Annotated in this window: 21 protein-coding genes and 1 pseudogene; 20 read left to right on the forward strand and 2 right to left on the reverse strand. The window is 36.4% G+C overall.

Translation table 11 applies throughout. The annotated features are described in order from the left end of the window. Window positions 1-430 precede the first annotated feature (430 nt). Together AC3ANV_RS11585 and AC3ANV_RS11590 are read left to right on the forward strand one after the other, a co-directional pair. Window positions 431-4,237, forward strand: a complete 3,807-nt coding sequence (locus AC3ANV_RS11585; protein ID WP_488313733.1) for a GH32 C-terminal domain-containing protein — start codon at window positions 431-433, stop codon at window positions 4,235-4,237. A 504-nt stretch (window positions 4,238-4,741) separates the two neighbouring features. Further along, window positions 4,742-5,584 (forward strand): aldo/keto reductase, encoded by an 843-nt coding sequence (locus AC3ANV_RS11590; RefSeq protein ID WP_488313734.1) that lies wholly within the window; start codon window positions 4,742-4,744, stop codon window positions 5,582-5,584. Between the two features lie 321 nt (window positions 5,585-5,905). Here the strand turns inward: AC3ANV_RS11590 and AC3ANV_RS11595 are convergent, their stop codons facing one another. Both AC3ANV_RS11595 and AC3ANV_RS11600 read right to left on the reverse strand, forming a co-directional pair. Further along, the gene (locus tag AC3ANV_RS11595) at window positions 5,906-6,100 is read right to left on the reverse strand and encodes an IDEAL domain-containing protein (protein WP_488313735.1); all 195 of its coding nucleotides are present in this window, start codon (window positions 6,098-6,100) and stop codon (window positions 5,906-5,908) included. Window positions 6,101-6,788: 688 nt separating this feature from the next. Next, window positions 6,789-7,412, reverse strand: a complete 624-nt coding sequence (locus tag AC3ANV_RS11600; RefSeq protein WP_488313736.1) for a GerAB/ArcD/ProY family transporter — start codon at window positions 7,410-7,412, stop codon at window positions 6,789-6,791. Here AC3ANV_RS11600 and AC3ANV_RS11605 point away from each other — a divergent pair. The 18 genes and pseudogenes from AC3ANV_RS11605 to AC3ANV_RS11690 all read left to right on the forward strand — a co-directional run bounded on the left by AC3ANV_RS11605 (window position 7,412) and on the right by AC3ANV_RS11690 (window position 23,848). Next, window positions 7,412-7,825, forward strand: a complete 414-nt coding sequence (locus tag AC3ANV_RS11605; protein ID WP_488313737.1) for a glycoside hydrolase family 32 C-terminal domain-containing protein — start codon at window positions 7,412-7,414, stop codon at window positions 7,823-7,825. The genes AC3ANV_RS11600 and AC3ANV_RS11605 overlap by 1 nt on opposite strands. A 711-nt stretch (window positions 7,826-8,536) precedes the next feature. Further along, the gene (locus AC3ANV_RS11610; RefSeq protein ID WP_488314191.1) at window positions 8,537-9,451 is read left to right on the forward strand and encodes an ABC transporter permease; all 915 of its coding nucleotides are present in this window, start codon (window positions 8,537-8,539) and stop codon (window positions 9,449-9,451) included. Window positions 9,452-9,474: 23 nt separating this feature from the next. Then, window positions 9,475-10,359 (forward strand): carbohydrate ABC transporter permease, encoded by an 885-nt coding sequence (locus AC3ANV_RS11615; RefSeq protein ID WP_488313738.1) that lies wholly within the window; start codon window positions 9,475-9,477, stop codon window positions 10,357-10,359. Window positions 10,360-10,397: 38 nt separating this feature from the next. Further along, complete coding sequence (locus AC3ANV_RS11620) at window positions 10,398-12,032, forward strand: ABC transporter substrate-binding protein (protein WP_488313739.1); 1,635 nt, start codon at window positions 10,398-10,400, stop codon at window positions 12,030-12,032. A 95-nt stretch (window positions 12,033-12,127) separates the two neighbouring features. Next, window positions 12,128-13,090, forward strand: coding sequence for a carbohydrate kinase family protein (locus tag AC3ANV_RS11625; protein WP_488313740.1), 963 nt, complete (start codon window positions 12,128-12,130; stop codon window positions 13,088-13,090). Between the two features lie 25 nt (window positions 13,091-13,115). Continuing rightward, window positions 13,116-14,591 carry a glycoside hydrolase family 32 protein gene (locus tag AC3ANV_RS11630; RefSeq protein WP_488313741.1) on the forward strand — a complete coding sequence of 492 codons (1,476 nt, stop codon included), beginning with the start codon at window positions 13,116-13,118 and terminating at the stop codon, window positions 14,589-14,591. Window positions 14,592-15,028: 437 nt separating this feature from the next. Further along, entirely contained in the window at window positions 15,029-15,637 is a 609-nt protein-coding gene (locus AC3ANV_RS11635) for a hypothetical protein (protein WP_488313742.1), read from the forward strand. Between the two features lie 291 nt (window positions 15,638-15,928). Continuing rightward, window positions 15,929-16,199 (forward strand): annotated as a pseudogene (locus AC3ANV_RS11640) (HU family DNA-binding protein). Between the two features lie 275 nt (window positions 16,200-16,474). Further along, complete coding sequence (locus AC3ANV_RS11645; protein ID WP_488313743.1) at window positions 16,475-16,903, forward strand: MarR family winged helix-turn-helix transcriptional regulator; 429 nt, start codon at window positions 16,475-16,477, stop codon at window positions 16,901-16,903. A 234-nt stretch (window positions 16,904-17,137) separates the two neighbouring features. Next, complete coding sequence (locus tag AC3ANV_RS11650; protein ID WP_488313744.1) at window positions 17,138-18,754, forward strand: MFS transporter; 1,617 nt, start codon at window positions 17,138-17,140, stop codon at window positions 18,752-18,754. A gap of 59 nt (window positions 18,755-18,813) precedes the next feature. Then, window positions 18,814-19,449: a biotin/lipoyl-containing protein gene (locus tag AC3ANV_RS11655; RefSeq protein ID WP_488313745.1), complete on the forward strand. Its 636-nt coding sequence runs from the start codon at window positions 18,814-18,816 to the stop codon at window positions 19,447-19,449. Between the two features lie 133 nt (window positions 19,450-19,582). After that, a complete protein-coding gene (locus AC3ANV_RS11660; RefSeq protein WP_488313746.1) occupies window positions 19,583-20,122 on the forward strand; it encodes an NAD(P)H-dependent oxidoreductase in 540 nt (179 codons plus the stop codon). Continuing rightward, the gene (locus AC3ANV_RS11665; protein WP_488313747.1) at window positions 20,122-20,505 is read left to right on the forward strand and encodes a hypothetical protein; all 384 of its coding nucleotides are present in this window, start codon (window positions 20,122-20,124) and stop codon (window positions 20,503-20,505) included. The genes AC3ANV_RS11660 and AC3ANV_RS11665 overlap by 1 nt, the downstream gene beginning before the upstream one ends. Window positions 20,506-20,659: 154 nt before the next feature. Continuing rightward, a complete protein-coding gene (locus AC3ANV_RS11670) occupies window positions 20,660-20,947 on the forward strand; it encodes a hypothetical protein (protein WP_488313748.1) in 288 nt (95 codons plus the stop codon). A gap of 158 nt (window positions 20,948-21,105) precedes the next feature. Further along, window positions 21,106-21,666, forward strand: coding sequence for a glycoside hydrolase family 3 C-terminal domain-containing protein (locus AC3ANV_RS11675; protein ID WP_488313749.1), 561 nt, complete (start codon window positions 21,106-21,108; stop codon window positions 21,664-21,666). Window positions 21,667-22,108: 442 nt separating this feature from the next. After that, on the forward strand, window positions 22,109-22,594 hold the full coding sequence (locus AC3ANV_RS11680) for a PaaI family thioesterase (protein WP_488313750.1): 486 nt from the start codon (window positions 22,109-22,111) through the stop codon (window positions 22,592-22,594). A gap of 212 nt (window positions 22,595-22,806) precedes the next feature. Then, on the forward strand, window positions 22,807-23,187 hold the full coding sequence (locus tag AC3ANV_RS11685) for a CidA/LrgA family protein (RefSeq protein WP_488313751.1): 381 nt from the start codon (window positions 22,807-22,809) through the stop codon (window positions 23,185-23,187). Continuing rightward, window positions 23,168-23,848 carry an LrgB family protein gene (locus AC3ANV_RS11690; RefSeq protein ID WP_488313752.1) on the forward strand — a complete coding sequence of 227 codons (681 nt, stop codon included), beginning with the start codon at window positions 23,168-23,170 and terminating at the stop codon, window positions 23,846-23,848. The genes AC3ANV_RS11685 and AC3ANV_RS11690 overlap by 20 nt, the downstream gene beginning before the upstream one ends. The last annotated feature ends 212 nt before the right edge of the window (window positions 23,849-24,060 follow it).

Raw genomic sequence — 24,060 nt, forward strand, 5'->3', positions numbered from 1 at the left:
CCATAACCAAAGATATTGAAATCTTACGTAAAGTCAATTTGATATAGTTAAAATAAGTTAAAAAGAAAGTGAGAGAAAGAGATAACGAAATGTAAACAAAAATGTAACCGATTTCCAATGGCTTAAAAAGGGGGAACCGATGTGGAGCAAGCGTACCAGAAGCAAAGCACATTAATAAAAGACATAAGAACAAGATGAGATAAAAAGGTAAGTATGTTGTCTTAGTATTTTTCCTATTTTTTATTTTGGGGGGGCGGATTGACTTCGAGTAAGGATATAAGAATCTTTCCAAGAAATTATGAAAAAACAGCCATCGGGAATTTTCTCTGTTGATAGTAAGTAAGTTTTTTTGATATGCGTATCAGTGATTAGACTGATTTAGCTGATTCTGCTTTTTAGATAAATCTTATTCTGAAAGAGAGGACAAAATTTGAAAACAAATTTGATAGAATGGGCATCTATATTTTTATCACTTGCACTTATCATTGCCTCTGTGGGAACGATTTTTGTCCATCCCACAACAGGCTTGGCATCCGAATCGAATGAGACGATAAGTAAAGAATCGGGGGAGGGTTCAGCCATTAAAGAAAGTGTAACAAAGGCGACTACGAATCTAGCAGGCTGGAAAATTAAAGGGAAAGGAAAGCTGGAAGATACAGAACAGGGACTTTTACTTACTTCTGAACCTAAAGAGAATGTAATGGCTATATCAAGTGTCATATCTGAAGATTTTATTTATGAAGCAGATGTAAAAGTAATGGACAAGAATGAAGACGCCACCTTAGTATTCCGTTCCAGTGAAGATGGCCGGGACTCCTACATGCTGCAAATCGTTCCAAATGCGGGAATCATTCGTCTGCGTGATGCACGTGATGAAAGTAAATTAAAAGAGGAACGCCAAGTTATGCTACAAGAGGGAGGAATCTATCATTTAAAGGTGAAAGTGGTAGATGACAATATCAAGGTTTATTGGGAGAATAAGTATGCTCCTATTATTGATGTTAAAAATACTACATACAAGAATGGGTTTCTAGGCCTTCATGTATGGGATGGAGCGGCGTTGTTTCAAAATGTAAAAGTTAGTGAACTTTCAACAAATCTTGGCCCATCTCTATATAAGGAAGGAAGTTGGGAACCAGCTATCAGTGGTCTGAAGGGAATGGCTGTTGATGGTGTAAAAGCCAAGCAAATTTACAATACGAGTGCAAATGACTTTGTATTTGAAGGAAATGTTTCTTTTGATCAAAATCCATCGGAAGCCGCACTTTCATTTCGTACCAATGGTCAAGGAACAACAGGTTATCAGGCTGCACTTATTAAAGAAGGGGATACTGTCAAAGCGCAATTAAAGAAGGCGGATGGTACTGTGCTTAAAACATCTAACCGCACCTATAAAACCCAAGAAGGTACGAAACACCATCTTGAAATTATAACAAACGGCAATCAAATTGAATTTTATGTTGATGGATTTTCTGACGCTGCAATAAAGGTACAGGATATGAGTTACAGAACTGGATTTGCCGGGTTTACCGTAACAGCGGGTTCTGCTTACTTCCAGGATATTTATCTTGTTCCAACATCCAGCTATTACAAAGAAAAATATAGACCAGATTATCATTATACTCCAGCTCGGGGCTCTGTGAGCGATCCGAATGGACTAGTCTATTACGATGGAGAGTATCATTTATTCCATCAAGATGGCGGGACTTGGTCTCATGCAGTAAGTAAAGATATGGTGAATTGGAAACGGCTCCCCATTGCTTTGCCGTGGAATGATAACGGGAATGTATGGTCTGGTTCTGCTGTTGCCGATCTGAATAACGCTTCCGGTTTATTCACTAATTCTGGAGGTAAAGGGCTTATTGCGTACTATACTTCCTTTAATCCCGATAGTCCTAATGGTAATCAGCGCATTGGTCTTGCTTTCAGTTCTGATCAGGGACGTACATGGAAATATTCGACGGAGCACCCAATAGTCATTGAGAATCCTGGCAAGAATGGAGAAGATCCTGGGGGGTGGGACTTCCGTGATCCCAAAGTTGTACGAGATGACGAGAACAATCGGTGGATAATGGTTGTATCTGGAGGAGACCATATTCGCTTCTTTACTTCTACAAACCTAATTAATTGGAAACTAACAGATAATTTTGGTTATGGAAATTATGTTCGTGGTGGTGTATGGGAATGCCCTGATCTTTTCGAACTTCAGGTAGACGGTACAGGAGAGAAAAAATGGGTTCTGATGATCAGTACAGGGGCAAATCCGAAGACGCAAGGATCGGATGCAGAATACTTTATTGGGCATTTGACGGAGGATGGTAAATTTGTCAATGAAAATCCAGCAGGGAAAGTGCTGAAAACGGATTATGGGAAGGAGTTCTACGCATCAACGTCCTTTTCCAATATGCCGGATAACCGCCGTGTGGTGATGGCGTGGATGACCAACTGGGATTATCCATTCGCTTTCCCAACGACTGGCTGGAAGGGAGAACTGACAATTCCGAGAGAAGTAAGATTGGTGAAAACAGATGATGGGATAAGGCTTGCACAGGCACCCATTAAGGAACTACAGTCGATTCGCAGTACCATTTTCCAGACACAGAACAAGGTAGTAAATCCGGCGAATTCCTCAAATCTGTTGAAGGGAATCTCTTCAGGAGCCTTTGAAATTGAAGCAGAGATTGAAATTCCATCTGCCAGTAAAATAAACGAATTTGGTTTTAATGTTCGTGAAGGTGCTGACCAAAAAACGGTGGTTGGATACAAAACAGCAGAAAATCAATTATTTGTTGATCGTTCTAAGTCAGGAGAAAATGATTTCTCCAGCCTTTTTTCGACACTGCATGAAGCGCCTTTAAAGCCGGATAATAAACGTATCAAAATGAATATATTTGTAGATGATTCGTCAATTGAGGTATTTGCTAATGATGGAAAAGTTGTTTTTTCTGATGTTATTTTCCCTGATCCTTCAAGCCGGAGCATGAACTTCTACACTAAGGGCGGTGAAGTGAGGGTTGTATCATTAAAAGTACATTCTTTAGCCAATACTTGGAATCAATACGCGACTAAGGATACTGGTATTGCAATGGATACTACTCAAAGAGAGATGAATATTGGAGATACTCTCGCTTTATATGCTTCCGTGGCGAATAGTAATGGAAAGGGAACTCAGCCAATTAAATGGACATCTAGTGATTCGAATATTGTAAAAGTAGACTCTTCTAATGAATCCAAAGGAGTAATTAAAGCAGTAAGCGAAGGAGAAGCGGTTATTACAGCCTCTGCAGCAAATGGAAAGGCTGCTGCAAGTGTAGTTGTAAGAGTGTATGATGGGAAATTCTATACAAATCTGACTGGTTGGAAATCAGATCTTTCTACTTCCCATTGGATCAATACCGATAATGGAATCCGTGGAACGTATACAAGTGATGCGAACTATATGGCCAAGGAAACTGCAGGAGATTTTACGTATGAAGCAGATATGACCCTGGGACAATCAGGTGGGGCAGGTTCCATCCTGTTCCGTGCAAGTGAAGATGGAAGAACCGGCTATTATTTCAATCTTGATCCAAATATGAAGGCTTTTCGTCTTTTTTACAAGATTGACGGTGGCTTTGAGGATCGTATGGTAATTGGGAAAGTGCCTGCCTTTATTCTGCCAGGAAAAACATATAAGGTGAAAATCGAGGCAAAAGGCCCCCACATCCAGATTTTTGTGGATGGTCAGAAAATCATGGATTTACAGGATGGGACTTTTGCGGAAGGCCACTTTGGTTTAAATGTATTTGGTGGCCAAGCTACCTATCAAAATGTTAATGTCAGTAATGTGTCAGAAGCAAACTTAACTACAACAAGCTTTACGAATATGGCAACTGGCAAAGCAATTTATACAGCTAATTCCCAGAACGGAGAGCCTGTGACTGTATCTGATGCAGAAAAGGCAACAAAATGGACTTTGATTCCAACTGGTGATGAGTATGGTTCTTATTCCATACGTACAGAGGAAGACAAAGCGCTAGATCTTGATACAGGGCAAAATAAAATACAATTGTACACATATCTTGGCTATAATAATCAGCGATGGATTATAACCAAACATGATAATGGAACAGTAACAATCACTTCTGTTCAAAATGGTAAGGCGCTCGAAATATCGGAAGAGGGAATTTTGACACTTTATGATGTAAATTCGGATCTGGAAAGTCAGCAGTGGAAAATTTCGTCAGAAATAAAATAAAGAAGTAAAAAAGCACAAATTCGGAAGAGCACTAGTCGAAGGTTAAAAGTTTGAAAACAGGTAGGCGGAGCCCCTGCTAATATGTGCAGTATTGTCAGTAAAATCATATTTTTATATGAGTTCAATTAAACTAGTTTTATAGGTTAGGGTGTTATTTCAATTGCACATGTTGAAGGCTTATAAAAGAGATATGGATATGGGTTAAAAACATTTAATTGTTATAAGCTTGTGACATTCAGTGTGAAAAGGCTGAACATTTTGCTTCGAAGGAACAAAAAAGATTAAAAGCGCCAAAATCCTGATTGAAGACTAGTATTTAGTTCATAACAACCCTCTCAATGATAAGAGAAAAGAAGTGTAGTTTTTATTGTAATCCTTTTGTAATTTTTCAGCTACAAAATTAGAGTAACTTGATTAAAATAAAAAAAATCGAGGTATGTTATTGTGAAAGTAAATTTACAGAATAATTTTTCAATTTCAAAATTGGTTATTGGATGTATGCGAATGAATGAATGGAATCTTAGTATTGAACAAAGAATTGAATTTGTTGAATGGTGTTTAGAACATGGAATTACGACCTTTGACCATGCTGACATTTATGGCGGTAATAATCATAACGAAGCATTATTCGGAGAGGTTCTCCAAAGGAAACCGCAGTTGAGAGAAAAAATGGAAATCATAACAAAATGTTCAATATGCGTTCCAAATGGTGAAAATCCGAATATTAAAACAAGGTATTTCAATACCGATAGCGAGTATATCATCAAAAAGGTAAATAAATCATTAGAAAAACTAAAGTGTGATTACATTGATTTACTCCTAATTCATATGCATGACTTGTTGGTTAATCCGAAAGAACTAAATGATACCCTTAATCGATTGCTGGATGAAGGAAAGGTTAAATACTTCGGACTCTCAAACCACAATCCCTTAGAATTCGATACACTGCAAAAACATACAGATGTAAAATTTGTTACTCATCAATTTATGTTGAATCCTTTAGGAATTCAAAATTATAAAAATGGCACAATGACCCACTGCTTAAAGGAAGGAATTCATCCGATGTTTTGGTCACCGTTAGCAGGAGGTAGGATTATAAATCCTAATAATGCTTTAGAAGAAAAAATGAAGAATGAATTAGAATGTATTAGACAAGAACTTCAACTAGAAGAGATTGATGAAGTGGTATATAAATGGCTTTTTATGCATTCATCAGATCCGGTTATTGTCTTAGGGACTGGAAATAGAGAGCGCATAAAGCGAGCATTGCATTCGCTTGAGGGTGTGCAGATGACTAGAGAACAATGGTACAAAATCCTTATAGAAGCTGGGTATGAATTATGGTAGAAATGTGTTCAGATAGCCTGTAAAATGGACCCATGATCGCACTAAGTCACAACAGGTATATCAGAAAGTGTTGATTGAAATGCCTGCGTAAGTCAAGCTATTCCCTTGATTATTAATTTTGTGAGTCGGATGTTAATTAGATTAATTTTTGCTGTAGTACTAGATGTTTTATTTAGTATTATATTTAACCCAAAATAAATCTAGCTTTTTCACATTTGCTTATTCAGCCATGGATTTTCTTTAGTTCAACAAGCAGTATAAAAGGATCTTCACTGGAAGATCCTTTTATACTGCTTATAACTACGATTACATATAACTTTTTTAAGAAACTTTCTTTAATTCCTCTGTTAATCGTAGGAGTTCAGTTTTATTTTTGTCACGTAAGGTCAGGTCGATTTTCTTTTGAATTTTCTCTTTTCGGAAATCAAGTAGGGCTTTGTCTAATACCATTTCAGCAAATAGAGAATCCATGACATTAACTTCAGGTTGAGGTGAATTAATCAAATTCTTTTCCATAAGAAATCAACTCCTTGACCTTTTTTCTATTATACTAATCGTTTTCGGACTATTCAAATATTTGAAATTGGTAATTTAAAAGAGCAACAAAATGAAACATACTTTATCTATATATTGGGTTACGAATGAATTCATGAGTAGGGAGGAACAATTTGCACTCTTTCTAATGAGGTCAAGTTGTGAAAGAAGACGATTGAAATAAAATGATTTTGATTTCTTTTTGTGCCTAAAGGTGTCATAAGTAGAAAAGAAATGTTTGATATTATTTAGCAAGGTGATGCAGCAGGGTTACCCCTGCTTTGCTAATTTATAAAAGATTATGTGTTTTTTTATAGGATTGTATTTTTTACTCGTCCGTAAATGTGTACACTTTTGCGAACGAAATATAATAGAAAAGGAGCTATCGCATCAAAGATTTGGCACGGTTTGGCGGTTATGGATATTTGGAGCGATATAGAGGTTTATATTCCTCTTTTATTTGGTTATTTTTTGTTGTTTTTGCGTAGTTGTTTCCCACTTTTTCAAATTGTGTGCAACACAAATAAGACCCCATTCCACCGTTGTTTTGGTGTCATAACTTAGAGTTGTGGAACGAAAATTGAGAGGATGAACTAAGGGGGAACAACAGAACTTGATTAGATTTTTAATATGTACATCAATACTGGTTCGCCCCTGCTTTCCCAAATATTCACGGGAGTAGAACTGAACGGCCTTTTGCATATTTTTTGGCATAACTAATAAGGAGCAGAATTAAAGGGATTCCAAAAGTAAAAGTTACGTCATAAAACATTTGGGATTTCCCAAATTCCTTCAGTTCGACGATGCTTGGGAACAGAAGCAAAGACAAAATCAAACAGATCAATCCAATTGGTAAAATGAGCGTTTTTTGCTCCTTCAATCCGAACAATTGAGTTGAGCCCAATACAGCAGCATAATAAAATATGCTGATTTTTAGAAAGGCGCCGAACACCCAAATCCCCAACACGACAGCGTCGATTCGTTCAAAAAATTGCCCGATCGAAATCATTTCAACCAAAGAATATGTAGGGAAAACTGTAATTTTAGTGAGTTCCATACCAAAAATGGCTACAATAGGCACCATAATAATCAAAAAATAAATGTTAACAAGTACAACCCCACCGAAAATCGCTTTTGTAAACTTTTGTTTGTTCATGATGTACGGAACAATCATGGCCATCCAGGCCATTTCGCTCCACCTGCTTGTGGTCGGTATACCGCCAAGCAACATCGGACCTATCCCTTTCTCAAGAAAAGGCGTTAGGCTTTTCCATACCGATTGATTGATAACCAATGCAACGATCACCACGATGCAAAGCAGAAATAAATGCGACCTTCGGATCGGGTTCTGCCAAGACATATGGCCTGAAATTGCAGACTGGAAACGGTCAAGAGACAGTTGTAGGCTACGACAGCACCACTGGAGAGGTATACATTGACAGAACTCAATCTGGTAATGTTAACTTTAGTTCTGACTTTGCAGGAATTCAACGGGCCCCACTCGCAATAAACAATGGTAAGCTGAAGCTTAAGATTCTTGTCGATTGGTCTTCTATTGAGGTGTTCGCTGAGGACGGTAAGGTAGTATTAACCGACCAGATTTTCCCGGATCCTAGCAGCGCCGGAATGTCCATGTTTGCGTCTGGGGGAACAGCTCATCTCGAATCGTTAACTGTGAATCATTTGCGTTCAGCCTGGAATGATTAGGGTATAACAATATAAGTGTGTTTTGCAAGATCTTTTAAAAATCGAGGGTTGCAGAAAGTAGATTCTGCAGCCCTTTTTACATACTAATATATTTTATTTAAAGTAAACTTTTGAAACGTTGCTTACGCCTTTTAGGAAAAAATTGATCTGTTGAAAATTTCATAGATATGTTAAAAAGAACGAGCAAGGACAAAAGTACTCTATGAACTGCTCGTCTACCCAAGCCTATCCTATTGTATGAGTATCATTAACACGTTTAAAATAACACCCAAAATAAGAAATCCTCTAGTTAAAATAGGGGATTTCTTTATTTATCTGAACAATTAAAAGAAAATAGGAACCTTCTATGCTTTTTTATTTGAAAACGATTTCAAATGCCGAAATTTTTAAAAGGCATCATCCAAAGATATTAAAATCTTTAATTTAGTCCTTTTGTTATAGTTAAACCAGTAAAACAACTTGGGAAGGAGAGACGATATGTTAATAAAATGTAAACGATTTATTTTAACTGCTCGATCCTAGATTTAAATATTAAAAGGATTCTTAATTTATATATAAGTACCTTTTGAATTGAAATTAGTTCGGATAATAAAAACTCACTGTTAAACGGTCATTAAATCAAGCTTTATTTGGTTTTGTAAAGGAGGAACTAATGTGGAGCAAGCGTATCAAAAGTTGAAAAATAATCAAAGCGAGTTAAGAAAAGAGGCATTGGGTACTAAGACTTCAAAAAAATTAAGATATATAAGAGAGAATTATCAATTATATCTTTTTGTTTTGCCGGCACTAGTGCTTATTATCATTTTTAAATACGTACCTATGTATGGTGCGATCATTGCTTTCAAAGATTTTAATCCATTACAAGGGATTATGAATAGTCCATGGATTGGATTTGAAAATTTTAAAAAGTTTATTAGTACTCCTGATTTTATAAATCTTTTAGGCAATACCTTGAAATTAAGTGTATTCGGGTTGATATTTGGCTTTCCGGTACCTATCATTATGGCACTTATGCTTAATAGAATTCGAAACGTTGTTATTAAGAAAAACATTCAATTAATTTTGTATGCACCTAATTTTATCTCCGTTGTCGTTGTTGTCGGGATTGTCTTTATTTTCTTATCTCCGGTTGGACCGATCAATCACATTTTAACCTTTTTTGGTGTTAAAAGTATTGATTTTATGACAGAACCTAGTTATTTCAGAACCATCTATATCATTAGTGATATATGGCAATTTGCCGGATGGGCATCGGTAGTCTATTTGGCCGCACTTTCAAACGTCAGCCAAGACCTTATTGATGCAGCAAAAATAGATGGTGCAAATATTTTCAGACAAATAATTACGATTGATTTGCCAACGATAAAACCCATTATGGTCATTCAATTTATTTTAGCTGCTGGAAATATCATGAGCATGGGATTTGAAAAAGCATATTTACTACAAACTTCGATGAATATTCCAACATCAGAAATTTTACCAACATATGTTTATAAAATTGGTTTGCAAATGGGTGATTATGGATATTCAACGACAATTGGACTATTTAATTCTGTTATTAATGTCATCTTACTTGTAAGCGTTAACCAAATTGTAAAAAGGTTAAACGAAGGAGAAGGTCTTTAAATTCAAGAAACGGGGTGAGGATAATGTTTAAGAACCAAACTAAGATAGATAAATTGATCTTAACTACTAACGGTATTGTAATGACACTAATTGTTCTTGCTATTTTGGGACCATTAGTCTATGTGGTTATGGCATCGTTTACAGATCCTACTACTCTATTAAGCAAGGGATTAACGTTAAATCCTTTAAAGTTTACCTTACAAGGATATATACGAATTTTTAAGGACGGGTCCATCTTAACAGGGTTTAGAAATTCATTGTTTTATTCTACTGCATTTTCGATTATTTCAGTTACTTTAACTTTGTTTGCTGCGTACCCTTTATCCCGGAAGGATTTTGTCGGCAGAAAAGTGATTATGACGATTTTCATCATTACCATGTTCTTCGGTGGTGGATTAATTCCAACCTATTTATTAGTAAAAAATTTAAATATGTTGGATACGATTTGGGCGATTTTAATCCCCGGCGCTGTCAATGTTTGGAACATTATTTTAGCAAGGGCTTATTTTCAGGGAATACCCAGTGAATTAAGGGAAGCAGCCATCGTGGATGGAACATCTGAGGTTCAGTATTTCTTTAAGATATTGCTGCCTCTAAGTAAACCGATTATAGCCGTTTTAATATTATATCAATTTGTTGGTCAATGGAACTCTTATTTTGATGCCATGATCTATCTAAAAAGTGATAGTTTACAGCCATTACAGATTATTCTCAGATCCATTCTTGTTCAAATGCAGCCTCGACCTGGAATGATGCAAGATGCTCAAAATACCGCGCAGCTTCAACAAATCGCTGAGATGGTTAAGTATTCTAGTATTGTTATTTCAAGTTTGCCATTAATTATAATCTATCCATTCTTCCAAAAATACTTTGAAAAAGGAGTAATGGTAGGTTCTATTAAAGGATAAAAAAAGAGTAAAAAAAAATTTTTAAGGGGTGTTAAGAAATGAAAAAAACGAAAAGAATAAGTTATTTAGTAACGACCGCACTGGCGGCAAGTTTACTGGTTGCAGGATGCTCTCATTCATCTTCGACCTCAGCTAGTGGTGCAAAAGGTGCCAATTCATCACCTAATTACGAGTTGAAAAATGTGAAATTCCCTTTACAAAAGAAGGTAACATTAAAATTTCTTACTCAAAGCTCACCCATTGCACCTAAAAATCCTAATGATAAATTAATTTGGCAAAGGTATGAAAAGGATACAAATATTCATATTGATTGGACTAATTATACTTGGGATCAATTTGGAGATAAAAGAAATTTGGAGCTTGCAAGCGGAGACCTTCCAGATGCCATCTTTCAAGCAGGGTTAAGTGATAATGATATCCTGAGGTATGCAAAACAAGGAGTGGTTGTTCCTGTAGAGAACCTTATCGATAAAGATATGCCAAATTTGAAAAAAATCTTGGATTCGCATCCTGAATATAAGAAGTTGATTACGGCATCGGATGGACATATCTATTCATTCCCATGGATTGAAGAACTTGGAACAGGAAAAGAAGCCATTCAAGCTCTGGATGATATTCCTTGGATCAATAAAAAGTGGTTGGATCAGTTAGGATTGAAGATGCCTACCACTACTGATGAGTTGGAAAAAGTGCTGCTTGCCTTTAAAGAAAAGGCTCCAGCTGGAACTGATACGATTCCAATGTCCTTCATGATTAACCATGGCGGAGAAGATCCAGCCATGCTGCTAGGGGCTTTTGGAATGGGAGATAATAATGACCACTATATGGTGAATGAAGATCAAAAAGTTGTCTATACGGCCAACCAACCAGGATATGAAAAAGGAATCGAATGGCTTCACAAACTGCAGACAGAAGGTTTAATTGATAAAGAAGCCTTTACACAAGATTGGAATAGCTTTGTTGCAAAGGGTAAAAACGAGCGTTACGGATTATACTTTACCTGGGACAGAGCCAATATTACTGGAAATAACGAAGATTATGTGCCGCTGCCTCCTTTAAAGGGGCCAGATGGTCAGATCAATGTACCTCGAACAAATGGTTATGGATTTGACAGAGGCAGAATGGTCATTACAAGTTCAAACCAGAATCTTGAATTAACTGCAAAGTGGATAGATAAAGCTTATAAACCTGTTCAATCTGTTCAAAATAACTGGGGGACTTATGGAGACAAAAAGCAACAAAATATTTTCGAACTTACAAGCAATGGGACTTTAGAACATTTACCACTTGGAAACACATCCCCTTGGGATTTAAGACAAAAAACAAACGTAGATGGACCATTAGCAGTACTGAATGAATACTACGGGACCGTAACGACTAAGCCGGAGGATGCTGCTTGGAGACTAAATATTTTGCAAAGTAACTATGTACCTTATATGAAAGCTACCTATAATTATCCGCCACTTTTCTTAGATAAGGATAATCAAGATCAAATAACACAGCTAGAGTCTGTGGTGAAACCGTATGTTGAAAGAAAGAAAGCGGAATGGATTTTAAAAGGCGGGATTGAATCACAATGGGATGACTACGTAAAAACATTGGAAAAAGACGGTCTTTCAAAAATCCTTTCTATTAAACAACAAGCTTATGATAAATTCAATTCCGGAAAATAACTAGATTAAATTTTTAAATGATAAAACAAGTCGGTCAGAAGGATTTTCTGTTCGGCTTGTTTTTGAAAATTGTAAAAAAGTGGGTGTTGGAGAGGATGTATGATGTTATAGCACTGGGTGAAGTGTTGATTGATTTTACACCAGCGGGAAAATCAGAAGCCGGGGAAGTTCAATTTGAACGAAATCCTGGAGGAGCACCTGCAAATGTGCTTTCGTCACTGGCTAAGTTAGGAAAGAAAACGGCCTTATTTGGTAAGGTAGGAAATGATCAGTTTGGTTATTATCTACATTCGGTATTACAAAGAAATAACATCAATACCGATGGTTTAGTTTTTGATACTGATACAAATACAACGTTAGCTTTTGTTCACTTAGATGATCAGGGAGACCGATCTTTCAGTTTTTACCGCAACCCTGGAGCAGATATGATGTTAAATGAAAGAGAAATAGATTTAAAAATGATAGACAATTCTCGTATCTTTCATTTTGGTTCGATTTCCATGACACATGAGCCGTCAGCTTCGGCTACATTAAAGGCAGTAGCGTATGCCAAAGAAAATGGTCTTCTAATCTCTTTTGATCCTAATTTGAGAATAAATCTTTGGAGCGATTTGAATCATGCCAGGGACATGATTGATGTTGGTTTAAAATATGCAGATGTATTAAAAATATCGGAGGAAGAACTAGAATTTATTTCAGGGATCAAAGACCTATATAGGGGTTCTGAATATATATATGCCCAATATCATACAAAAATAATTTTAGTAACGTTAGGATCCAAAGGGTGTTTTTATCGGTTAGCTCATCATACGGGAATATCTAATGGATATGATGTGGAGGCAATCGATACAACCGGAGCGGGAGATGCCTTTTTAGCAGGGTTTTTATACCAATTGATGGAAAACAACAGGAGGCTTTTGGATTTGACTTTAAAGGATGTCGAAAAAATGGTGTCTTTTGCAAACTCGGTTGGCGCCCTAGCTACAACCAAAAAAGGTGCCACTCCTGCCATGCCAACTCTCGAAGAAATTCTAGGTCTATATACAAGGTCGATATAATAGAAGAAAAGGGGAATTAAATTAAATGACTAATATTATTATGAAAGAAAAGTATCGTCCACAGTTTCATTTTTCACCAGAAGCGAATTGGATGAATGATCCAAATGGAATGGTCTATTATGAGGGAGAATACCATCTGTTCTATCAATATCATCCCTTCGGCACGACATGGGGGCCCATGCATTGGGGACATGCTATAAGCAAAGATTTGATCCATTGGGACCACCTTCCTATTGCATTGGCTCCCGATGAGAATGGAGCAATATTTTCTGGTAGTGCTGTTGTTGATTGGAACGATTCAACTGGATTTTTTAATGGTGGCTCAGGACTTGTTGTTATTTTTACACATGCTGATCAATATCCAGATTCAGACCGCCCTAGACAAAGACAAAGTCTTGCTTATAGTATTGACCGAGGACGAACTTGGATTAAGTATGAAGGAAATCCTGTGTTAGTAGAAGAAAGTATTACAGATTTCCGCGATCCGAAAGTATTTTGGCATGAAGAAACGAATAAGTGGGCCATGATTCTTGCGGCAGGTGACCATGTCAGGATTTATACTTCCCCGGATCTCAAAACCTGGTCGTTTGCAAGTGAATTTGGGATTGATGCCGGTTCCCATGCCGGTGTTTGGGAATGTCCCGATTTGTTTAAATTGCCGGTAGATGGAAATGCCGACAATAACAAGTGGGTAATGATTGTTAGTATTGGGAATGAATCAGCTTATGCAGAGGGTTCAAGGACGCAGTATTTTATCGGGGATTTTGATGGTTCAACGTTTATCAATCAGAACTCAGATGAAACAGTGTTCTGGGTTGACTATGGTAGAGATAATTATGCAGGCGTTACATGGTCTGATATCCCTACTCAGGATGGACGTCGAATCTTTATAGGTTGGATGAGTAATTGGAAATATGCAAATGAAACTCCAACAAAAGCTTGGAGGAGTGCTATGACCCTTCCTCGGGAATTAACCTTAAAGGAAACATCTGAAGGAATAAGACTCATTCAAACCCCAGTTGCGGAGGTTAAAGAGCTTAGACAAGAAAAATTATCATGGGATGATCTCATCCTTAAACCGTATGAAAATATATTATCTCATATTTCAGGTGACCAATTAGAAATTATTGCCGAATTTGAACTTGATTCAGCTACCGAATTTGGCTTTAAAGTTCGAAAATCTGATTCTGAGGAAACGATTATCGGATATGATGCTGCTGAGAAATCATTATTTGTTAATCGTATTAAATCTGGCTTGACGGGTTTTAATAAGTATTTCCCTTGTACACACGTTGCACCCTTGTCTATAAAGAATCATTGCGTAAAACTGAGAATTTTTGTAGATTGGTCTTCTGTGGAAATATTTGGGAATGACGGGGAAGTGGTGATCACTGATCAAATTTTCCCAGACCCTGCAAGTAAAGGGTTAGAGTTGTATACAATAGGGGGAAATGTAAAATTAGTATCCTTATTGATTTTTCAATTAGAATCAACTATATAATTTTAAAATTTTAATTTTCAACATCTCTTTAAACATTTATATTTTTTTTGGGTAAAAAAATTTCAAAAATTCGTATTGATTTCAACCGAAGTGAAGCAGTCTTGAAATATAAGACTGCTTTACTCATCTTTAACGAATTTTATCAGCCTCGCCGGCTGGTCGATGGACACCAATAACCTAAGACATACTTATGCTACTAACTTGGCAGAGCAAACAAATGGAGATATTCCTTTAATTATGTCTCAGCTCGGACATAAAACTTCTGATTAACTACGAAAAAACTAATTATTATTGATTATTATAAAAATGGTATCTTACAAAAAATTAAAGGGCGTGTATATAGTCTTAATCTAAATGAACAAATCCTATCTTTAAAGGATGAAAAACAAAAGCTATTCTCAATCCGTTTATCTGGAATTAAACATATTTATTAATTATTGTCTTTACGTATAAATGTTTTACCGGCACTACCCCAAGATAAGCATAAAGATCCGTATCCAGTTATTGAAAAACCAACAACCGATAATAAAGCTGATATATTCAATTGGATATATAAGGAAAGCAGGAATATTCATAGTCTATTATGTGATAAGTTATGGGAATTAACAGGATTATCAGCAGAATATCCCAACATTTGGTTTCGTGTTAAAAAAAATAAGGATAAGCTATTCTTTTCAGTAAATCATTTATCAGAGTGGAAACAGTTTGAGGGCCGTCTTTTACTTGAAACGTTTTCTTTAGAGCCGAGGTTAGAAAAACTTAATAAATATGAATTCGATGAAGAAGATATGAAAAGAATTAATAAATCAATAGAACGGAATAATGGTTTAAATGAACCTAAATCAAATTTGGAGATGGCTCATTATTTTGATGGAACTGATAAATTACTGGCAGCTTATTATTATAGAGAGTTTTTAAATATTTTCTTATTTAAATTTTTAAGAACCAAAACTTTGGATGAAATGACACCAGAAGAGAGGGAGGCAGAAAGGGAAAGGAGAGAAAAATATTTTAACGAAACCTTAAAAAGCTTACGAAATCTGTGAACGTAAAACAAGATGGTCAATGGTTAGTTTATAATACCACTGGAGTTTGGATGAATGGTAGTCAAAAATAATTAACTAATTAAGTTTTTGAAATAATACATCAAAACCTTCCCGTTCTTTCAACTTCTGTTCTTCATTTTTACAGTTTCGAATTTTCCACTATTCAGCAAACGGGCGCATTAATTGAATAAAAAAGATTTAACGCCATCTTAAAGTTAGTGGATAAAAAGGGCTTTTTTGCAAATATGGGAGAATAATTACAAGAAAGCCAATTAAAGGGGAGACTTGAATATGAATAAGACGGAATTAGTAAATGCTGTTGCAACACAAGCAGAACTAACAAAGAAAGATGCCACAGCAGCTGTGGATGCATTATTTGAAACCATCTCAAATACACTTGCAAAGGAAGAAAAAATCCAGTTAATTGGATTTGGAACATTTGAAGTACGTGAACGTGCAGCTCGAACCGGTCGTAACCCACAAACAGGGGGAAATTCAGATCCAAGCTTCTAAAATTCCAGCTTTTAAACCAGGAAAGGAATTAAAGGAAGCTGTTAAATAATAGGTCTCATATCTATAAACGGCTCTAGGGAACATTCCTTAGGGCCTTTTATAATTGGTTAAGTAGGAAGGCTATCAACCATATTCTGAACAAGTCTGTTTGAACAAATTTAAACATTGATTTTACTACATTTCTACTTGTTCTGGCAGAGTGTACTTATTTTGAACAAATATAATGGAATCGTAATATCAAAAACCATCGATTATGATATACTTACACAATAAAAATTCTCGTTTAAAGTTCAAATGTTGTGTAGTGTAAGAGGGGGAATAAATTTGAATCAGGATTCACTCCAATCGATTGAATATGAAATCGCCCTGCTGGTTCGGCTTACAACTTCCCATAGTCCTAAGCTAGGGGACTTGGATCGATCCGAATATCTTTTATTAAGTGAATTAGATGAAAATGGTCCTTTGGGAATTAACGTACTTGCTGAAAAATTATTGTTAAACATTTCCACAGCCAGCAGGCAGGTAGGTACTTTGGAAACAAAGAATTACATCATTCGCTATCCCGATCCAAAAAATGGACGAATTAGCCTTGTAGAAATTACTCAAGAAGGACAAAATATCCTAAATAAAGTTCAAAAGGCACGGTACGCTGTGTATGCAGAAGTACTCCATGATTGGACACAGGAAGAATTAAAAGAGCTGGATGCAAACCTTACACGTCTAAATCGTGATTTTAAAAGATGGAGGAAATAACCATTAAAAATTAAAGAACTTACCAAAAAGACTGCTGACAAATTGTCATCTGTCTTTTTTGTTACTGCCAAATTTTTTCCTTGTGTTTTTTGTTTGTATGTTGCATAATACAACTTGTATTGTGCAACATACAAAACGTGACAATACAAATTTGCTTCTTTTATAATAAACACCTTATTTGAGTATGTTGCTATTCGATAAATAAAATGATTACTTAATGAAAGGAGGAAGAAGATGAGTCAACAGATAAATACATCTTCATCAGAGACAGAGAAGGTGCCTGTCCCCCAATATTTGATTATCTCGATCTTAACGATATTCGGTATAGGATCTCAGTACTTTTCAAATCTTTCCTATATTTTAAATCAGGGTATTATCCAAAATGGGCTTCATCTGGATTCTAGTAACCTGCTTATGCCATCAACTCTATCCAATTTAGCATTTGCATTGGGAGTTCCACTTGGGCCGGTACTGACAAGACGATTCGGTTTAAAAAGAAATTACTTAACATTTGTCTTTATCTTTTTGTGCGGCTCCATTATCAGTGTCATTTCACCGGGATTAATCATCTTTATCATCGGGAGAATCATACAGGGCTTAAGTGCCGGGATGATCTTTTTAACCATTCTGCCGGCCAGCCTAAGGTCATTTCCAAACAAAATCAGGAACACTTTTTTGTTTATGGTTATTACTGGTCTGTTTGGCGCAAGTGCAATCGGCGCTTTATTTGGTTCCATCTCATTGCGAACTGATGCCTGGCGCTGGCTATTCTTACTAAATGTGATTTCATCTTTATTATGCTTAATCATTGGTTTTTTTGGGTTGCCAAAAGACGAAAAGGAAAAACATGAGCATAAACCAGTCGACAAAACGGGGGTATTTTTGTTAACCCTCACGATGATTGTCCTCGCTTATCCTTTATGTAATTTATATCAAAAAGGGTTTTCCTCCCAGTATGTGTGGCCTTTTTTTGTGATCGCATTTATTTTGCTCCTGTTGTTTGTTTATGTTGATCTTAAGGCAGAGACGCCATTGGTACCTTTTGCCACATTAAAAGCACCTAAACCCATTTCCGGAACCATCATGGCTGTCGCTTCCCATATTTCGTTAATCGTTGCGATTGCCGGGATAAACGGATTTTTAAGGAATAATATGAATCTTCCATTCTTGTATTTATCTCATTTTTATTTTTGGTTCTTTGTCGGAATTGTCGTGACTGCCATTCTAAAAACGATTCTTTATGATAAATTAGGCGCTGGGGTTCTTGGCTTAATTGGCTCGCTGGTAGTTATTTATGTCAGTATTCAGTGGAGAGTCATTGGAGCGGAGACATCTTTATCATCACTTTATTTCCAAGTAGCCTGCCTAGGCGGGGGAATAAGTATGACACTTGTATCAGGAGCCTTAGGAACAGCACTTGCTGGTGATCTCCATCAGGCATCAATGAGATCTGTTACGTTGCATTCGATTCGAAACTTTTTAGGTGCGATTATTTCACCGATGATTGGCTGGTTTTTAACAACACAAAATGCCAATAATTACGAAGGAATAAGAGGACATTTAGATTTAAATGACCCAGAATTCAAATGGGAAATGACAAAGTTAATTAAACATTTTATCGAGAACGGCCTATCTTTAACAAAGGCTAAGAATATGGCTTCATTTGAACTTGTAGCCAACGCAAAAAAATCAGCCATTTTGGGAGCCTATCATAATTTGTTTACTTTATTGCTAGTCTTAGCTGTAATCATGATGATTGCTTCCATTGGAAAAATTGCTACGGGAAAAGGCAGATCACTTGTTCAAAAGTCAAAAAGGATGTTTTTGCCTGCCCCACAAGAGAAAAAATAGAAGACGCTTCTGCGTGATGGAATAAAAAAATAGCTAAATTGAACAGGGGAGAGATAAACGTGAGTAAAGGACGCCTTATCTTAATTAACATTATAGGGCTTGTGGTCATTGTTGGATTAATTGCTGGTGGAGCATTTTTCTTCTATGAAAACAATAATTTTGTGCAAACAGATGATGCGGTCGTATCTGCTGATATAATGCAGGTAGTCGCACCAGCTTCCGGCGTATTAACGAACTGGAATATAAAAGAGGGTAATAATGTTACCGAAACGGAAGCTGTGGGCAATGTATCAGATGGTAAACAAGCTCTTCCAGTTAACACAATGGAAGCAGGGACCGTCATTAAAAATGAAGCTAAAATGAATGAAATGGTTCAAGCAGGCCAGGTTTTAGCGGAGACGGCTGATATGAAGAATCTATATATTACTGCGAACATTAAGGAAACAGATATAAAAAATATTGAGGTTGGAGATAGCGTCGATATTACTGTTGACGGAGATTCTGGAACTACTTTTAATGGTACGATTCAAGAAATTGGTTATGCTACAAATTCTGTGTTCTCAGCACTTCCTTCTGAAAATTCAAGTGGAAATTACACAAAAGTAACTCAAAAAGTCCCAGTAAAAATCTCTATTCAAAATCCATCCTCTAAAGTATTGCCTGGTATGAATGCAGAGATTAAAATTTCAATTTAATCATGGTCATACTAGCTTCATTAAATGATCTCCCCTATTTGATTCCAATTAGGGGATTCATTTTTTAATTAAAGTTTGTTGAAATGATTTTTTCTGGAATAAAATACAATACAATATGGGGTGAAAATACACGATGAAAATCTATGTCGTTTATGATAGCGAAGGAGAACATACAAAAGCCCTTGCGGAGTCCGTCGCAGAAGGTGCAAAAAAAATCGATAGTGCGGAAGTATATCTTGATCACGTGGAGCATGCTGATGTATATAAACTTGCTGAAATGGATGCAATTATATGGGGATGCCCGGTCCATTTTGGAACGATCAGTTCTGGATTGAAGAATTGGATTGATCGACTTGGTTATTTATGGGCTGAAGGAAAGCTTATTAACAAGGTTGGTGATGTTTTTTGCACAACTGCAACCACCCACGGCGGATTAGAAGCTACCTTGCTTAATCTGATTACACCGATGCTTCACCAAGGAATGATCATTGTAGGATTGCCAGGAAATATTCCCGAAAATGCCCTTTATGGATCTTATTATGGGGTTGGAATAACATGTCCCATTGAAGGCTCAGAGCTTATTCCTCATGAAGGAATAGAACTTGGAAAAGCCCTGGGAGAAAGGGTTGCCATGGTTTCAAAAACGTTTTCGAAAGAAAGAGATGATCAATAATGGCAGCAATCATCTCTTTTATTGTCATTGCTATTATTGCGATAGTGGTGTTAACCATGATCAACGTAAATGCTGTGTCATCGGAAAAGACTATAAAAGGAGCTCGGGAAAGCATCGAAGTGGATAGTCAGAATAATAATAAAGTTAAAACATTGGAACCTGCTGACCCCATTAAACTTGAAGAGAAAAAATCAGAAAACGCCGAGAATGAAACATCCGATAAAATGAATGATCAAGCATATCGAAAAGCCCTTCAATCGTTTACAGAAACAAATAAAAATAACAATGTAAACCAAGTGGAGAAAAAAATAAATGATGATGAATTTCGAAAAGCATTACAGTCAATGTCGGGAAAAAACAATCATTTAGATAAAAAAGATTAGAATCAAAGAAATGGAGCTTGTTCTCTGAACCTTAATAGAGCAGGCTCTATTTTTTTATGTTAATTTGGGGATAAAAGGAATGATTAGTGCGGATTGTTAGCATTTTGTAAATAAGATGTAAACTTATATTTATCATTATTTAGTAAGTGAAACTATGAATACTGCAGAAAAACGATGTAAAGTCGTGATCTTGGAAACGAGTGATATTCCCGGAAATGTCTTTCCGATCAACTTTAGAAATAATAAAGAAACAAATTCAGGCTTCGGAAAGATCGCAAACATTTTAAAACAAGAGAAACAAAAGGTTAATTACACCTTACCGATTGATAATGGTGATGTTATTCAAGGGACATCTTTAACCTATTACTATGCTAAGTTCCTTCAAAAAAATCCAATGACATCTACTTTGGAGTTAAATAATAAGGCTACCTTCAACTTGTAAGGAATAATCCTGATCTAAGGTGCTCGCCCTCGCGTATCCAACAAGTTCACCCATCTTTGATTACTCCCGTCTAAAAGATATATAACTTTCTGTACATTGATTATAGATTAACTTTTAGATAGAAAACAAGAAAGAAAAGAAGGAAAAAATTTATATTTTTGCAGTGTACAAAACTTGTTTTAACAAACGGACGTCCGCTGATTCTAGAATGGTTTGAAAAAAATGTGGATGCCATTGTTGAAACGTGGTTTTTAGGTTCTGAAGCCGGTCATGCTATTGCTGATGTGCTTTTTGGCGATTATAATCCTTCAGGAAAGCTAACGATGAGCTTCCCATACAAAACGGGGCAGGTACCTGTTTATTACAACCATTTCAAAACCGGCAGACCATTAACAGAGAAAAATCAAAATGAAAAATATATATCAAAGTACCTTGATGGTCCGAATGAACCTCTTTATCCTTTCGGTTACGGTTTAAGCTATACGTCCATTTCTTATTCCGAAATTGAACTGGATAAGCATCAAATGACAAATGCTGATGAAATTAAAGCAAGTGTTATTGTGACCAATGCCGGGAACAAGTCCGGTGGGGAAGTCGTACAGCTTTATATTCAGGATCTGTACGGGAGTGTTGTACGTCCTGTAAAAGAACTTAAAGGTTTTAAAAAAATATATTTGAATCCCGGTGAATCTACGAAAGTAACATTCACAATAACATAAGAGGATTTAAGATTTTATACTGCTGACATGAGCTTTAAATCAGAGGAAGGGGAGTTCAAAGTTTATATAGGTACCAATTCGAATACAGTAAAAGAGGCAGCTTTTGAATTAGTAGGATAATATCGGAAGCAGCATAGTCCAAAGAGGGATTTTTAGAGTTAAATATAAACACCAAGAGTTCCCTATTAATTATAAAATTGGGAGCATCTCTAAAATCCAAAATCAATGTCATAGAATATCAAAAATCCCTACATATGTAAAGAAAAAGTAGGGCTTTTTTAATTTTTAGGTCGTAAATATTTAATCAAGCTTCATACATAAAAAGGAAAATGTAGTCTTTTATACTGGTTTTCCAACTCACTAACTATCCGGTTAACTAGTTTTTAGAAGAAGCACATTTTCGAGCCAATATGTTATACTATTCAGAAAAGGGGGAGAGACGATGGAAGAAATGGTACATAAAGCAATTCAAGATGAGTATCCGGATGATTTTGCCTGGTGCTACGGCTGCGGCCGTTTAAATGAAGAAGGACATCATTTTCGAACCGGTTGGCATGGGGAGCAGACAGTAACGATTTTTTCACCTGATCAAAGGCATATGGCGCTCCCGGGTTTTGTTTATGGGGGAATTATTGCTTCTCTAATTGATTGTCATGGTACAGGATCGGCTTCACTTGCACTGCACCGAAAGAATGGACACGAAGTAGGTGATGGTGCGGAGCCGCCTCGTTTTGTAACCGCTTCATTAAAGGTTGAATTTGTTAAACCAACCCCGTCTGGTGTCGCATTAAAGGCAATCGGAGCCGTAACCGAGATTCATCCAAAAAAGTTTAAAGTGGAAACTGAGGTATTTGCTAATGAGGTGCTTTGTGCCCGAGGTGAAGTTGTAGCGGTTGTCATGCCGGGTACTTTTTTAAGAACCGAATAAGTGTTCTGGTATCTCCTTTGCCATTCCGGCAGAGGAGATATTTTTATTGCTAATGATTTTTTCTCCATTGAAATTCAAGTTAGATATCCTTACAAGTTTACAGAAAATTATTTTCTGGTATGCCATACTTACTTTAAAGAATATCGATGTCTACTTGGTTGCTAGGAAAAGAGAACAGGTGAGGGCAATTCATTAAAGGAGGTGAGAGCCGGTTGGTTCGTATTATTGCTCAGTTTTTCACAATCCTATTTGTTTATTTTATCGGTAATCAACTCGTGATATGGTTGAAACTGCCTGTCCCTGGGAGCATCGTCGGTATGGCTATATTATTTATTGCCTTGTTGTCGGGAGTGTGTAAATTAAAGTGGGTGGAAAGGATAGCACAGTTGCATATCAAACATATTACGCTTCTCTTTATTCCTTTTGCAGTAGGAGTATGGCATTATGCCGGAATTTTTCGGATTGAAGGAATAAAACTAGCGATTATTTTGGCAACAAGCAGTTTGTTTGTCCTTTTTGTAACGGCTTATAGTGCGGAGTTTTTTGAAACCAAAAGAAAAAGGAGGCATCAAAATGGAGACATTAATAAATAATGTCCTTTTATGTACAGTAGTTACTTTTTTGAGCTATTTGATCGGATTAAGGGTCTTTCAGAGATTTAACAAGGCTTGGCTTAATCCATTATATTCTGTTACAGTATTCATTATTTGTCTGCTTCTTCTCTTTCATTTAGACTTTGCCCGTTATTCCTCCGGCACTGGAATTTTCTCACTGCTTTTGGGAACAGCGACTGTTTCATTAGCTGTTCCCTTATATAAACAGATAAGAATTATTAAAAAATACTTTTTCCTCATTGTTTGGGCAGTTATTCCAGGTACTTTAGCGGGTGTCGCATCTATAGTGCTGTTGAACAAGGCGCTGCACTTGAATCAAGAAATGATGTTTTCTCTTATACCAAAATCGGTCACCGCTCCTATTGCCTTGAGCATTTCTCAGTCAATGGGAGGAATTCCATCTCTTACAGTCATGTTTGTCTTCATTTCCGCTATATTTTCTCTTCTTTCCGGACCATTTCTTTTTAAATTCATTCGGATCAAAAGCGGGATTGCCAAAGGTCTTGCATTAGGAACATCTGCCCAAGCAATCGGGGCAAACCGCGCATTTGAGTGGGGTGAACTGGAGGGAGCTATGGGAAGCATCGCCATGATTACATCTGCACTGTTCATGTCATTGATTAGTATATTAATGCGTTAAATTACTGGGAGGTGATTTATGTACGGTGGGAAATCAATAAGAAACTTATATATGTTTAAGAAATTGTGCGTTCCTTCTAATATGGGAACGTTTTTTTGTTTTTACAAAATTAATTATTTTGAAAAAAGCATTTCTGTTAATTCAAAAGTTAACACTGTGAGAATAATGTTAATTAAATAAAGGAAAATCTTTATAAAGAACATATTGGTTCT

The organism is Neobacillus sp. DFD-2R (assembly GCF_057747865.1).